This window comes from Xanthomarina gelatinilytica (assembly GCF_000348685.1).
Lineage (GTDB): Bacteria > Bacteroidota > Bacteroidia > Flavobacteriales > Flavobacteriaceae > Xanthomarina > Xanthomarina gelatinilytica.
Map to the genome: position 1 here is coordinate 1 of NZ_ANLA01000016.1, position 14802 is coordinate 14802.

At 32.9% G+C, this 14802-nt stretch carries 12 protein-coding genes; 9 read left to right on the forward strand and 3 right to left on the reverse strand.

Annotation, left to right across the window (positions count from 1 at the left end; translation table 11 throughout):
• The coding region (locus tag D778_RS14815) for a hypothetical protein (protein ID WP_238307656.1) at positions 1–242 on the forward strand (242 nt) is incomplete at its 5' end.
• Positions 243–453: 211 nt separating this feature from the next.
• On the opposite strand, the gene D778_RS10375 is transcribed toward D778_RS14815, so the two are convergent.
• Entirely contained in the window at positions 454–2439 is a 1986-nt protein-coding gene (locus tag D778_RS10375; protein ID WP_007650406.1) for a putative porin, read from the reverse strand.
• Between the two features lie 177 nt (positions 2440–2616).
• Between D778_RS10375 and D778_RS10380 the strand changes: the two genes are divergently transcribed.
• The 4 genes from D778_RS10380 (at position 2617) to D778_RS10395 (ending at position 9360) form a co-directional block, all read left to right on the forward strand.
• Positions 2617–3216 (forward strand): ribonuclease HII, encoded by a 600-nt coding sequence (locus tag D778_RS10380; protein ID WP_007650408.1) that lies wholly within the window; start codon positions 2617–2619, stop codon positions 3214–3216.
• Positions 3217–3248: 32 nt separating this feature from the next.
• Positions 3249–5681, forward strand: a complete 2433-nt coding sequence (locus D778_RS10385; protein WP_007650410.1) for a hypothetical protein — start codon at positions 3249–3251, stop codon at positions 5679–5681.
• A 158-nt stretch (positions 5682–5839) separates the two neighbouring features.
• A complete protein-coding gene (locus tag D778_RS10390; RefSeq protein WP_040492168.1) occupies positions 5840–6526 on the forward strand; it encodes a hypothetical protein in 687 nt (228 codons plus the stop codon).
• Positions 6527–6597: 71 nt separating this feature from the next.
• Positions 6598–9360, forward strand: a complete 2763-nt coding sequence (locus tag D778_RS10395) for a CHAT domain-containing protein (RefSeq protein ID WP_007650414.1) — start codon at positions 6598–6600, stop codon at positions 9358–9360.
• Here D778_RS10395 and D778_RS10400 read toward each other — a convergent pair.
• Together D778_RS10400 and D778_RS10405 are read right to left on the reverse strand one after the other, a co-directional pair.
• The gene (locus tag D778_RS10400) at positions 9353–10072 is read right to left on the reverse strand and encodes a hypothetical protein (RefSeq protein ID WP_007650416.1); all 720 of its coding nucleotides are present in this window, start codon (positions 10070–10072) and stop codon (positions 9353–9355) included. The two genes, D778_RS10395 and D778_RS10400, sit on opposite strands and share 8 nt — an antisense overlap.
• An 8-nt stretch (positions 10073–10080) precedes the next feature.
• A complete protein-coding gene (locus D778_RS10405) occupies positions 10081–10647 on the reverse strand; it encodes an RNA polymerase sigma factor (protein ID WP_007650418.1) in 567 nt (188 codons plus the stop codon).
• A 180-nt stretch (positions 10648–10827) separates the two neighbouring features.
• Between D778_RS10405 and D778_RS10410 the strand changes: the two genes are divergently transcribed.
• The 4 genes from D778_RS10410 (at position 10828) to D778_RS10425 (ending at position 14764) form a co-directional block, all read left to right on the forward strand.
• Positions 10828–11358 (forward strand): outer membrane beta-barrel protein, encoded by a 531-nt coding sequence (locus D778_RS10410; protein ID WP_155949942.1) that lies wholly within the window; start codon positions 10828–10830, stop codon positions 11356–11358.
• A 151-nt stretch (positions 11359–11509) separates the two neighbouring features.
• Entirely contained in the window at positions 11510–12889 is a 1380-nt protein-coding gene (locus tag D778_RS10415) for a hypothetical protein (RefSeq protein ID WP_007650423.1), read from the forward strand.
• Positions 12890–13043: 154 nt separating this feature from the next.
• Positions 13044–13604, forward strand: a complete 561-nt coding sequence (locus tag D778_RS10420) for a collagen-like triple helix repeat-containing protein (RefSeq protein WP_155949943.1) — start codon at positions 13044–13046, stop codon at positions 13602–13604.
• 110 nt (positions 13605–13714) lie between these two features.
• Entirely contained in the window at positions 13715–14764 is a 1050-nt protein-coding gene (locus tag D778_RS10425; RefSeq protein ID WP_007650425.1) for a nucleoid-associated protein, read from the forward strand.
• The last annotated feature ends 38 nt before the right edge of the window (positions 14765–14802 follow it).

The window sequence follows — 14802 nt, forward strand, 5'->3', positions numbered from 1 at the left end:
GGTGCAAATATAAAACCCTTTTTTTATCCATGCAATGTTTTTTTGCTTTTTTTGAAAAAGTTTTTTCAACCCTCTCAAAACCACCGAAAAAACACGTACCGCATGAACTTGTTGCTCTCCAAAAAACATCCCGGTTTTTTGAGGGTGCAAATATAAACCCTTTTTCATTACTTCAAAGCTATTTTTTATATTTTTTGAAAGTTTTTTTTAAAACACTCAATAAACAAAAAAATAACCTGTAAATGAACTTCACCTAAACGTGTGTACCGTTTTTAGCGAGTGCAAAGATACAACCCTTTTCCTTTATCAAACAAACTTTTTGCAAAGTATTTTTTAAAGGATTTGCAGCTGTTTCTTTTCTTGCCTTGTTGCCAAGTATTTAGGCCCAAAAATTTATTTTAAAAAATTATACTATTTCTTGCTAGAGGCCAAATTGGATGTCAATAAAGTACTTTACAAAAAGAAATTCCATACAATACCAAATCGTATTGTAAAATCCCGATAAGGATGATTTGGAGCAGAGTAATAATCGTAACCTGTCCAGGCTGAATTAAAGTGCTCGGCTTTTAAATAGATTCTGGCTTGTTGAATTTTTGCATTCACAAAGAAATCAAATCTTGGAAACCCTCCATATTCTTGTTCTGTTTGAACATAAAATTCAGCCAATAGCGGATCATAACCATTCATATAATACTTAGAGAAGTAATTAAAGGTAATTCCTGTTTGCAAGAACAAGGCTCTCTTAAAAAAGTAATCTGAATAATATAACGTATTTCTAGTTACGATTTCCGGAACATTGAAAACACTGTTGTCGTCTTTAACAGTTTGATAAACTATAGAGTTATCCAAAGCAAATTTTCCATACTTAATTTCCTTCTCTAATTTAACCGTTAAATAGCTAATGGATTTATTGCTTTGGAACGGTTTTACCAAACCTGTGTCTGTTACTTTTTTAAAATAGGTATAATCGTTTATGGAAGTTACATCTACTGAAACATTTGCAAGTTTTTTGGATTTTAAAGCTAGTTCTATGTTTTGTGTTTCTATGTTATTGAAGTTGGTTTGCCAATTATAGTTTTCGTATACACTTTGGTATAATAAGTAGTTATAGTTTGGTGCTTTGGAATTATGGCTGATTTTTGCCCCAAAGGTTATATCCTTAGTAAATTGATATGCTGCTTGACCACTAATATAATTCCCCTCAAAGTCTCCAGATACGTTTAATCCAAAATTACCTTCCAGACTAAACCTATTTATGGTTTTGGAGTAGGCTCCTCCAATAGAATACACATCTCCCAACAACCTATTGGTTATTAAAGTATTATTTATATATGTAACCTTGTCATACCCATAATTAAAATTGTTATAGGCAACATGAAACTTAATGTTTCCTAGTATATTATTGCTATACTCAGTATAAAGCTGGGTGTAAAAATCCTCAAGGGTTACTCTGTCCCTTAATGCATCTTGCTGAAATGCTTCTCCAAAATAATCGTTTTGATCCTCCTGGTTATATTCATAGTATTTATCTTCAAAAGAAATGATATTCCCAAAGCTTAGTTTGTTTTTGGTTAAAGAATCTTTTTCCTTTAAAACTTTATATCTGTGATCCAAATAAAAACGTTTTCCCTTTAAAATGTTTTCGGCATCTTCAAAGTTTACAGCCAGTACAGACCTGTCTTTAAATTCTGGATTACCAGATTCAAAATAAGGTATGTTACTATCTTGCAAGCCTCCATTTTCTTCATTCAACAAATCTTGCATAACTATATGAGCGTTTGCAACATATCTATTGTCTTTTGTTTTGTAACTTGAGGTAAACCTAAAATTTCCAGTACTGGTTAGAGCATGTTGATATTTACCCAAGGAACGCAATCCTTTGTAGGCTATTGAAAAGTTAAACTGTTTGGAAGTGTTGGTCGTAAAAAAAGCATCGACTTGTTGCCCTTGACTAAAAGCTGTTTTGTAATAAAGCTCTGTGAGTGGTGTTGGCACATGATAGTAATAAATGTCTTCAACTTCCATGTAATTGAAATGCCTAGCCCTTGCTCCAAAAGAAGGCATTAAATCCAAATCGTTAAAACTATATATTAAGGTATTATAGGATTGACCAACATTTGAAAAAGGCATTAAATTAAAATTATCCTTTCTTAGATAATTGAATTTGTAATCTCTTTTTACATTAAGTGTGGTATCTACAAAGGTTGTATCCCTCTCTTTTGAAATAATTAAATACTGCTCTATTTTAGCGTCTTTGTTTTTAATATTTTTATTACTGGTACTTATAGTGGAACCTTGATTCATGTTATCTTGATAATCTGGGTTCGCAATTAATCCATCTTGATTTTGCGTTTGGGTTTTATTTCGAGTTGGTGAAATTTGTGAAAATCCAAAATCAACAATACCTATTAAAAAAAATGCTAAAAATATTCTCTTCATAATTATTTTTTAGACCTTGCAGGTGTCTAATACTTGTATTGAATTTGTATTGTATTATCCTTATTCTATAATCTGATAACTAATTTTCGTCAAAAATAGAAAATATCTTATTGGATTTTATTTATAAAAGACAATATTACAATTAATAATAACGACTTATTCTTAAGATTTATATAAATGCTGAAATTTAATTTTTCAAATTTTTCCATAGAATGTGGGACAGACGAAGCTGGCAGAGGCTGTCTTTCTGGACCTGTTACTGCTGCTGCAGTTATTTTACCGAAAGATTTTAAAAATTCCATATTAAACGATTCCAAGCAAGTATCTGAAAAAAAAAGGGACTTTTTAAGACCTTATATAGAAGAACACGCTTTAGCATACAGTGTGGCACATGTATTTCCAGAAACCATAGATAAAATAAATATTTTAAACGCTTCCTTACTTGCCATGCACAAGGCCATTGAAACCTTAAAAACAAAACCCGAGTTTATTATTGTGGATGGCAATAGGTTTAAACCTTTTCAAGATATTCCAAGCAAGACCATTATTAAAGGAGACAGCAAGTATCTTTCCATAGCTGCCGCATCCATACTTGCAAAGACCTATAGAGATGAGTACATGAAATCCATACATGACGAATTTCCCATGTATCAATGGAATCAAAACAAAGGCTATCCAACCAAAGCACATAGACTTGCCATAAAGGAATATGGTATAACAGAGTATCATAGAAAATCTTTTAGACTCTTGCCTGAACAATTAAAATTAGAACTATAACTTATTATATTTGCATAAAACCCTCAACATAAATGAAAGGCATTTTTAATTTCATCCTAATTACTTTATTTGTTACCAGTTGCACTAAAGACAGGAACCACGGCAACCCAATGGATTTTATTCCAGAAAATGCTTCATTTATACTAAAGGTTTCCGATCTTGAAAGTCTAAAAAACAACATTAACAACAACCATTTTCTTGAGGAACTGTCAAAATCCAAAACAGTTTCATCTGTTTCAAAACAGCTGAAAGCCTTAAATTATTTTAAAACAAACACCGAACTATTGCTATGTTTTGTTTCGGACAAAAACGATAGTTTGCAATATGCCATAATTACAGATTACACCAAAGACCTATTTAGTGTTGACTCTCTACCCAACCATAAAATTGAAATCATTAGTACCAAAAACCTTTCCATAACCAAAACAACTGTGGAGAATCATGTGCTGTATAGTGTTATTAAGGACAGTGTGTTTATTGGAGCTTCGCATATGGATCTATTGATCCAATCACTGGACAAGAAGAACAATCCATTAAAATTTGCGGAATTATTGGAAACAGCAGACAAAAACAGTCAGTTATCTGTTTTAATAAATGAAAACAACAATTACTTTAATTCCTTTTTTATAAATGATACAGTTGCAAAGCAAAAACTAGGCAATTCCATTTTGTTAGATATAGATTTAAAACAAGATGAAATACTTTTTAATGGCATTACAAAAGCAACAGACTCCACAAAAAGCCTTATAGAGGTTTTTAAAAACACCATGCCACAAGAAAACCAAATGGCCAGAATAACACCTTCCAACAGCGATGCTTTTTTAAGCTTTACCTTTAACAATTTCAGTAATTTCAAACAAAATTTAAAATCTTATCAAACTATTGACTCCTTATCTACAGAGACCACTTTGTTTGACAACATTGTTGAAGTAGGCGTTGTTTTTGAAGGTAGCCAAGAAGCCATTGTATTAAATTCGTTAGATGAAGTTTCCACAAGCCATGCGCTTTCCAACCAACAAAACCTAGCAGAGACCTATAGGGATATTGATATTTACCATTTTTCCTCTCCAAATTTGTTCCAACAAACGTTTTCGCCTTTTGTACAATCCAACAATGCTGTTTTATATTGTGCAATAGACAATTTCTTTGTTTTTGGCAGCTCAGTGGACATGCTTCAAAACATTATAGCAAATTATCAAAACAATACCACTTTAAGCCAAAGATCCTATTTTGAAACCATAAAGGAGAATTTGAGCGATGAAGCTTCGCTTATGTATGTAGTGAACCCTTCCACATTAAACCGTAAAATGGAACAGTTTCTTAATGAAAACCTCCCATTGCAACTGGACCATTATAAAGCGTCTGCCATACAGTTTATTTACGACACCAATTTTGCTCACGTAAATGCCATTATTAAAAAGAGCAAAACCAAGGCCATTGAAAATTCGGTTACTGAAGAATTCAACATAAAAATTACCGAAGAGATTTTAAATACACCTCAATTTGTTACAAATCACGAAACAAACCAAAAGGAAATTGTTCTTCAAGATGTAAAAAACAACCTGTATTTAATTTCCAATACAGGGAAATTGTTATGGAAAAAACAACTTGATGGAGCCATTCTTGGTAAAATAGAACAAATAGATATGTACAAAAACGGCAGGCTGCAATTGGCATTTGCCACACCAAATCGCGTTTATGTTTTGGACAGAAATGGAAAAGAGGTGGCTCCGTTCCCATTAAAATTCAACGATAAAGTTACCCAACCCCTTTCTGTTTTCGATTACGACAACAATAGGAATTACCGTTTATTGGTTACCCAAGGGAAAAACATTCTTATGTATGATCAATTGGGAAAAACCGTTAAAGGCTTTAATTTTAAAAGTGCAGAAAGCCCTTTAATATATCAACCTCAACATATTAGAATAGGCAGAAAAGATTACCTTTTGTTTAAAACAGCAAACAAACTGTATATCTTGGATCGTGTGGGTAAAACCAGAGTATCTCCAAAAAACAGTTATAACTATTCCAACCAAGCTGTGTATTTGTACAACAACAAATTTACAACCACCACAACAGATGGCAAACTGGTTACCATAGATACCAACGGAAATACAGCAGAACAAAACCTCCAACTTACAGATAGGCACCACATAGAAACCACATCCAAAACCCTAGTAGCACAGTCCGAAAATAGGTTGACCATAAAAAACAAAACCTTGGAAATGGACTATGGCAATTACACCAAACCAGATATTTTTTACATCAACGATAAAATTTATGTTTCTGTAACCGATTTACAAGCCAAGAAAATTTATCTGTTTGACAGCCAAGGAAAGTCTATTGCCAACTTCCCTGTTTATGGAAACTCCAAAATAAGCCTTGATAATATTGATAAAGACAAAAACCTGGAGTTTGTAACCAAAGGAGACAGTAATTCCATACTTATTTACCAGATTAATTAAGCTTAAGCTTACCAAACATACACAAACCAAGACCAACCATACAATGCTTTTGCTTACAATTAGTTTTAATGGTATATTCCGTTTGTTTTAGTATTTTAACCAGTATATTTTAAAGAACACATACATAAAAAACTGTGTCAAAATGTTAACTTTATATTATGGCAACTATTAAAGTTCAAGAAGAAACCCAAAATTCAATAATTATGAAAAAAAACACATTTGTCCTAATTATCTTATCGCTACTATTGTTTACCAATATGAGCTGTGAAGACGATGACAACAACAATACGAATGAGGAAATAGAATTAACTGCAACAAATTATATTTATGAAGGTGATTTAAGAACATTCTATTTAGAATCCGAAATCAATAGGCTTAATGGACACATTGAGGAGTGGATGCAAATACCAGATAGCGATCCAGGATATAATCAAGCACAAGAAAACATTGCTGCAGCAAACGACCAAATAGACTTACATGAAACCGAAATAGCTGGTATTTTAAGTCCTGCTGAAGCTTTTTCCATTATCAACCCTATTATACCTCCTATTCCACCATCGCCATCACCATGTATTTGCTTTAATGTATACAACTCCATTAGGAACATTGTTTTATTACCAGGCACAGACCAATTAAGCTTAACTATTAGGGATTATGAAACAGAAACCATAATTGTTAGCACAAACAACAATTCTCCTGTTGAGATTATTCCAAACACACAAAACTCAGGAAGGTTTCAACCATTTCAATTTGAACAGCCAGGATTTAATGGCCAAGCTACACTAACCATACAAAGTGACGGCCAAACCTATTCCATTTTATTGGATTTTCAAGAACCGGAATAAAACAATCATTCAAAATATTATTCATTAAAATATTTGTAATTTAGTCTTCAGTCATACTGAAGACTTTTTTTATGAAAACGCCTCTATTGCTACTACTTATAATATGTTTTAAGAGCCATGTTTTTTCCCAAAACAAAACAGATTCCCTTTACAGTAATGCCATAACGGAATTTTATGGCAAAGCCTACCAACATCTTTATACTCAAGAAGATTCTGCATATTATTATTTCAATAAAATAAATTCCATGGCTATCAAACATGGGGATTTTGAAAGCTTAATAAGCAGCATCAGTGCTTCAAATAAAACAGCAGGTCATTTTTACAATCTTGAAAGAATGAAAACCAACTTGGAACGGTTGGACTCTATAGTATTAAAGAATGATTCAGAATTAAAAAAAACAGAAAACTACCTAATCTATATAAATTCCATCTGGCTGGATAAAGGTCTGTATTATTTCAGGTTAAACGACTATGATAAATCCAGAAAAGCATTTCAAGCCATCATTACCTCTATTGAAACCTTGGATAGCAGAAAGCTGAATATATATTTAATAGATTTGTTAACCAGTGCATACAGCTTTATAGCAAAAATGTATGTAAACGACGGCAAATACAACTTAGCCAAAGATTATTACACAAAAAACATTCACTTTTTAGAATCCAATAAAGCAGACGATATTGTAAAGATTAATAGAACTTACAGTTTATTGGCAGAAGTTTTAAAGAACCAAAAACAGCTGGATTCCTCCAACAGCTACTTTAATAAATCTTTGAAGTATAACCTGGTAAACAACGGTTCTTCCAGCAGTATTGTTACAGAGGCCAACCATTTGTTGGAAAACTATTTAAATCAATCGCAAATAGATAGTGCCAATTATTACTTGAATATCATTAAAAAAAACCTTCCTGACAAGCATCCAAGATGGAACGTGTACTTCGAGGCCAAAGCCAAAATACATATAGCTACAGGAGCTTATGAAATGGCAGAAGAAGAACTGCAAATAGCTTTAGATCTCATTAAACAAAAATGGAAAAACCAACCTCATAACGATGTGGCTGAAGCTTATAACAACATTGGGTTGTTGCATGCCAAATTTAAGAATCCCACTAAAGCTTTGGAAAATTACAATCTCGCCTTACAACAGTTTTCAGAAATAAACAATTCCTCTACCATTAACCAAACAGTGGTTTTAAAAATCTTAAAAAACAAAGCCTTGGCTTTAAACAGTTTAAAATTGTATTCAGAAAACCTTTTAACCATTGATCAAGCGTTAGAAACCTTAGACCAGCTAAAGCCTACTTTTAAAAGCAACACAGACAAACTGTTTTTAATGGAGGAAGCCTTTCCCGTTTTTGAATCTGGCCTAGAAGCTGTTTATAATTTATATCAAGAAACCAAACAAGATTCACTTTTGGATAAGGCTTTTTATTATTCAGAAAAAAGCAAGAGTGTTTTGCTTTTAGAAGCCATTTTAAGCACAAAAGCCACAAAGTTCGCGAACATTCCAAAAAATATCATTGAAAAGGAACAACTTTTAAAATCCAAAATCAATCATTTAGAAAAACAAATCAACCATACCAAAAATCAAGCTTTGGAGGATAGACTCTTTGACGTTAAAAACAATTACAGGGAACTTATAACAACCATAGAAAACAGGTATAAAACCTATTACGATTTAAAATACAATTCTAAAGTAATAAACATAAAAGAATTACAAACCCTCTTGAATACCAAGGATGCTTTGCTATCCTACTTTTATGGAAATCATCACATTTATACAATCACCATTACAAAAAACTCAAAACATATAACACGTTGTAAATTAAATAACGACCTAGAAAACAATATTGTTTCCCTGTACAAATTGCTAAACAACCCAAAATCCAATCTTGAAGAGTTAAACAGCAAATCGTTTTATCTGTACACTAAATTAGTAGCTCCCAACATTGATAATCTGTCCCATAAAAATCTTATTATTGTAACAGATGGCTTATTGAATTACATTCCATTTTCAAGCTTTTCAACCAATGGCAGAGCGAAATATGTAATTGAAAACCATGCCATAAGCTATGTAAATTCTGCTACTTTATTTAAACAGCTTTCAGAGAAAGAAGGCATCAACAACAAGGTTTTGGCCTTTGCTCCCAGTTTTGATGCATCGATTAATGGCAACTTAATGCCTTTACCAAACAATCAAACCGAAGCCGAGGACATCTTAAATTATTTCAATGGAAAAACCTTGACCAATACCCAAGCGACACTTCAAAATTTTAATACGGAAAGTGAACATTATGGGTTGTTACATTTTGCCACACATGCCATTTTAAATGATGAAACTCCCGAATATTCCTATTTGGCATTTCAACCCAACAACACCAATTCCAACCTACTTTATGTTAGTGATCTATATAATTTAAACCTCAACACCAATTTGGTAACCTTGAGTGCTTGCGAAAGTGGCATAGGCAATTTAAAACGTGGGGAAGGATTTTTAAGTCTTGCCAGAGGCTTTTACTTTAGTGGAGCTTCCAGTATATCCAGCACCTTATGGAAAATTAACGATGGCTCCACTTTAAAGATCATGGATGCTTTTTATAAAAATCTATCAGAAGGAAACTCCAAAAGCTTGGCATTGCAACAAGCACAAGTTTCTTTTTTAAATGAAAACAGCCAAAATGCCTTAGTGCATCCTTATTATTGGTCTGGATTTATAATTTCTGGAAATACATCAGCAATTGCCACTACCAACAATTGGTTATGGTATGTGGCAATAGGAGTTGTTTTGTTATTGATAATAGGTTTGCTAGTAAAGAAAAACCAAAAGTCTAGTTAAGCTCCTTTAAAAGTGCTTGTGCTTTATCTTTGTTATAGGAATAATTGGCCATTAAGTGTTCCAAATAGGATACTGCCAAAGATTTATCTTTCTCTTTAATTGCAATTAAGGCCAGATACCATGTAGCTTCTGCAACAAAACTTTCATTTTTGGCAACTACTTGTTGAAACAAACCTTTGGCCTCTTGAATGTTGTCCATACCCAAATAAGCTTGAGCTTTGTAAAAATTTAGGTAATCTTTGGTTTCATCAGCTGAAAGTGCCTCAAATTTTTCAATGGCTGTTTGGTAATTCTTGGTTTCGTAGGCTACAAAAGCTTCACGTTCTATAGAATTGGCATCGTCACTTCTGGTAATGGTATAAACCGTATTTGGATATTCGGTAAAATTATCCTCATACAAACTACTGTAATTGGTACTAAAAAAGGTATTGTATCCAAACCAACCAAACAAAATGGCTATAGAAGCAGCTATGGCAAGGTTTCTGTAGTTAAACACGGTATTATGACGTTTATTTATTTTTGTTTCAACCTCATTAAGCATTGCTTTTAGCCTATCGGTTTCATGGCTTTTTATGGCTTTTTGCAAACCCTTTTCAAATTCAAATTCAGCTTTAAATTCGGCATCTGTTTCCAGTAATTTTTTGAAAACGGATTCTTGCTCAGGTGTTAAACTGTTAGAAAAATAATGATATAAAAGTTCTTGATTGTTCATTGCTATTGTTAATTGCTATTAATTCGTTCCTTTAAGGTTTTCATACATCTGGATTTAGCACTTTTAACCACATTTTCACTGGTATATTCACTAGTTTCTATAATGTCTTTAATGGTAAATCCTCTGTAATAGAATAAGGTTAACAATTCCTGACATTTTTTTCCTAAGGTTGCAAAATGCTTTTTCAACAAAACTTGTTCTGTTGTTAGGGCTTCCTGATCTAAATCCAGGTTCATATCTTCAAGTTCTTCTTTTTCTCTAATAAGGGACAAATCGAAATCTGGATTTATAGTCTTCTTATTCTTTTTCATTTTATCAAAAATTAAATACTTTCCTATACTAAATAAGTAGGTAGTTATAGAACTTGTAAATTCTTCCACTTTGCCTTGCATCACATTATTATAGAAAATAATATAGGCATCTTGATAGACATCTATGGTATCTTCTTGGGACAGATGATACTTTTTGGCAAAATTTATAAAATGGTTCCTATTGTCTTCATAAACCCGTTTAAAGAGCAATTCGGAGCCTTTTTTTAAATCTTCAACAGTTATGTTCTCTTGAACTCTATGCATTTAATATCCTAAATTATAAAAGGTTAACACGATGCTGCTAAATTAACTTTTTTTAAGCAGAAGCCATTCATTTTTAAAAGAGTTATCAATAATTGTATGTTTTCCAGTGTTGAATGTTAACCTTTCTGTTTATACAATATTAAAAAGAAAAACATCAATAACTTAAAAACATTTAAAAACATGAAACTACTTAATTTCAAATCCTTCAACAACACAAAAAATCTACTTATGTATGCAGCAATCCTATTGTTTGGATTACAAACCCAGGCACAAATAGCCCTTGGTGGCGGATTGGCTTATAACGAAAAGGTTTCAGGTCCTGGAATTACACTTAAAGCAGAGTTCAACATTACGGAACAAATTGCTATTGCACCTGGAGGAACTTACTTTTTTGGAAATAGCTTATATGGCTACAACCAAAATATTTTAGCTGTAGATGTAAATGCCCATTACTTTTTCAACATTATTGATGACAAGCTAAAAATTTATCCGTTGCTAGGTGTCAATTATTCCAACTACAAAACAGGCGCGTATTATTATGGGTATTATTACGATACTTATGAGGTAAGCGATAACGCTTTTGGTGCCAATATTGGAGCTGGTGGCAAATGGGCTTTCTCCGAAAAGCTAAGTGTTTACCTAGAACCAAAATACATTGTAAGCGATTACGAACAAATAGTGGTAAATGCTGGCATTCTATTCCAAATTTAAAGAAACCGACTCTGCATTTGTTAACCTAATTATTTTATTTGAATCTGTCTTCAGGGGAAAAGCCAAAAACCATTTTTTGGCTTTTTTTCATTGCTATGTTAACCTTTTTAAAAACAACTCATTAAATAGCAAACCTTTAAAAAACAATACGATGAAATATTTAAAAAACAACAAACAAAGCTTTAATCTAGGCTTTATGTTCAAAACATTGTTCATGGTGTTAATAGGAATAATTATTTTTTCCTGTGACACAGACGATACACCAAGTGAAGAAAACAATCCTCCTGGTGAAATAACAGGATATTCCAATATTAAAAATACACAATGGAGAGATAACATTGGACAGGAATTTGAAGTGGAAGGAATTTTAGTGGAAGAAAATGGCATTGCCAAATTATTGATTGACAAAAACGATTATTATATAGATGGGCTTATTAATGAAATCAACTACATCTATATAGATAAAGTTTCAAGCTTGGATAATTCCTTGAATTTCGCAGAGTATTTTGGAAAAAAAGTGAAAATTAAAGGAACCTGTGAAGAAAATGAAGACAATACCATTCAAGTTTCTTCGCAATTAATTGGAGACATTTCTTTGGCAACCATTGTCATTAGCGATCTAACCAATATTCAGATTATCAATCCAAATATCATTATTCAAAGACCTCCAATAATTTCTATCTGTCAAATTTACCCACAAATCTGCGAGTTCCCAGTCTTTCAGAACAATAAAACAGCTTTGTTATATAGTGGAGGCATTAATTCTAGTTATGCTTATAAAAGATATTGGAACGATTTAAAATTAATGTATACCATTTTAAGGGACAAAGGCTATCCAGAAAACAAAATACGCGTAGTTTATAAAAATGGTGTTGGTGAGGATAATGAAATCCCTGTGCATTATGCTGCCAACCAAACAGGACTGGATGAAGCTTTTAGTTACTTAAACGAGTATACAAATAGTGCCACCAAATTCTTTTTAATGATGAATAACCATGGAGGAGGCAAAGATAATTTTGGACGCCCAAGCACTGGTGTGTTCGATGCTGATGGTGATGATAATAGAGGAAGTATTTCTGACAATACAGACGAACAATATTTTTATTATAATTCCTCTACGGCATTAACCGACGATTACTTAGCAACAAAAATTAATGAACTTGGTTTTGGTTCTATGATAGCTGTTGTAAAACCTTGTTACAGCGGTGGCGTTATTTGGGATTTTAGAGGGCCTAACAGGGTTATTATGACCTCTGGAACAGAATTTCAGGTTACCTACTCTCATACCTCTGGTTTATATGGCGAGTTTACCTATCATTTTTTTGCTGCTGTTACAGGACAAGACCCAATAACTGGAGCAACTGTTAATGCCGATTTGAACAGCGATGGACAAGTGTCCATGTACGAAGCTCAAAAATACATTCTTGCAAACGATGCTAGACCTGAGCAACCTCAATACGAAGACGACAATGATGGTGTTGGCACCTCATCACCTAGTGCTTCTGGTTTTGGAGCAACAACATTCTTATAATGGAAATTTAAACCTTAAAAAACCGAAAAGAATGCTTTTCGGTTTTTTTCCATTTCCATGTTAACCTTTCAAAAAAACAAACATAAATACCATATAACTATTAATTATAAATTTTAAAATCATGAAAACAATTTCAAAAACAATTCAAAAAACAATGTCAAAATCTAAGTACGTACTCATGGCTATATTGGTCGCTTTTAGTGTTTCCTGTTCTCCAGAAGATGGTGAGGATGGTGCTGTAGGACCAGCAGGTCCTCAAGGCCCAGCTGGTACAGATGGCAATGCCAATGTTATAAGCTCTGGTTGGATAGAATATGATGAAGCAGTTTGGTCTCCTTTAACTGATGAATTTAGCATAGACTATAGAAACTATCCAATAACAGTACCTGACATTTCTCAAGATATTGTTGACAATGGAGTAGTTCTCGTTTATACGCGTTTTGTAATAAGTAATACAGACACATTTATACTTCCTTTTTCAGCTAATATTACTGGTGGAGAACAAACATTAAGTTTTCAAATAGAGCTTAATGACTTAACTATTAAAATGCGAAATGTAAGTGGCGCTGGAGATCCTGGCACCTTTGGAGGTCCTGGAATAGCTGAATATAGATATGTAATAATACCAGCTAATGCTACTGGAAGATTAGGAAATACAGATTTATCTAAAATGTCCTACAAGGAAGTTATGGAGTTGTTTGATTTAAAGCCTTAATCTTTAAATATATTTTCTAAAAACCGAAGCTAATCCCTTCGGTTTTTTTATGAACATCGCTTAGCTGTTTCTAACAAAATGCTTAGTATTGCAGTCTCAATATTCAGACCATGATTTCACGTAAAAACGCCTCCATATCCAAATGTATCATCCATAAAGTGGGTAACAAGCACAACAACACCAAAAATGCTTTTTCAGAAAAAGAAGTGCATTTCGACGAAGCCAGTTACGAGCTGATGTTGCCGTTTTTATTAAGGCCTTTTGGATCTGTGGTGCAATCTTACAGGTTTAACCATCATGCCGATATTTCCTTAAACGAAATAAACACCTACAGTTCACAACTGTTTTCTGAAGATGATGCCTTTGTTGAAACCTCCAAACACATCGTGAAACATTTGTTCGAGCAATCCAATTCGGCACAAATAAAAACTGGCGATGTGCTTATTGTCATGTTTGAAGGTATTGAATTCAACGAAATAACCACCAATGCCTTAGGGATTTTTAAAATAGAAAACAAGGTCAATTTCTTTCAAACCTATTTGGAAAACAATAGTTATGATGTGTTGGTACAAAAAGGCATCAGCTCTAAAAAAGTGGATAAAGCCTGTTTAATTTTAAACCAAACAGATGCCGAAGGACCCATTGTACTTAGTGCAGACAACAACAATTACGATGCGCAATATTGGACCAATCATTTTTTGAACATCAAATATGCAGACGATGCCAACAACCACACCCAACAATACATTGAGTTATGTAAGGATTTTTCTGAAGACATTTTAAAAATATCTTATGGCAACCAAGAGCAAAGTACGTTTTTAGCAAAAACCATCGATTTTTTCAAAGAAAACGAAACTGTAAATATTGAACGCTTTAAAGACGAAATTTTTGAAGAAGACAAACACAAAACCCTATTTGACGATTACAAAAAAACCTTTGAAAGCGAACAGGACATCCTTATTAGAAATCAATTTGATGTGGCTGAAGCTGTAGTGAAAAAAGAGAAGAAAAAAATTAAAACCGAAATTAAACTGGATACCAACATTCAAATTAAATTGGATATCGATGCTCCTGACGCATCCAGTGAATACCTGGAACGTGGTTACGACGATGAGAAAAAAATGCACTATTACAAAGTGTATTTCAATGCAGAAGGGTAATGCCTATTACGTTTTAATATCTAATAGTTCTTAATTAA

What these genes read in the sequence shown, in the direction of transcription:
- D778_RS10375 (WP_007650406.1), bottom strand. Translation starts at nt 2,439, where the DNA reads ATGAAGAGAATATTTTTAGCATTTTTTTTAATAGGTATTGTTGATTTT.
- D778_RS10380 (WP_007650408.1), top strand. Translation starts at nt 2,617, where the DNA reads ATGCTGAAATTTAATTTTTCAAATTTTTCCATAGAATGTGGGACAGAC.
- D778_RS10385 (WP_007650410.1), top strand. Translation starts at nt 3,249, where the DNA reads ATGAAAGGCATTTTTAATTTCATCCTAATTACTTTATTTGTTACCAGT.
- D778_RS10390 (WP_040492168.1), top strand. Translation starts at nt 5,840, where the DNA reads ATGGCAACTATTAAAGTTCAAGAAGAAACCCAAAATTCAATAATTATG.
- D778_RS10395 (WP_007650414.1), top strand. Translation starts at nt 6,598, where the DNA reads ATGAAAACGCCTCTATTGCTACTACTTATAATATGTTTTAAGAGCCAT.
- D778_RS10400 (WP_007650416.1), bottom strand. Translation starts at nt 10,072, where the DNA reads ATGAACAATCAAGAACTTTTATATCATTATTTTTCTAACAGTTTAACA.
- D778_RS10405 (WP_007650418.1), bottom strand. Translation starts at nt 10,647, where the DNA reads ATGCATAGAGTTCAAGAGAACATAACTGTTGAAGATTTAAAAAAAGGC.
- D778_RS10410 (WP_155949942.1), top strand. Translation starts at nt 10,828, where the DNA reads ATGAAACTACTTAATTTCAAATCCTTCAACAACACAAAAAATCTACTT.
- D778_RS10415 (WP_007650423.1), top strand. Translation starts at nt 11,510, where the DNA reads ATGAAATATTTAAAAAACAACAAACAAAGCTTTAATCTAGGCTTTATG.
- D778_RS10420 (WP_155949943.1), top strand. Translation starts at nt 13,044, where the DNA reads ATGTCAAAATCTAAGTACGTACTCATGGCTATATTGGTCGCTTTTAGT.
- D778_RS10425 (WP_007650425.1), top strand. Translation starts at nt 13,715, where the DNA reads ATGATTTCACGTAAAAACGCCTCCATATCCAAATGTATCATCCATAAA.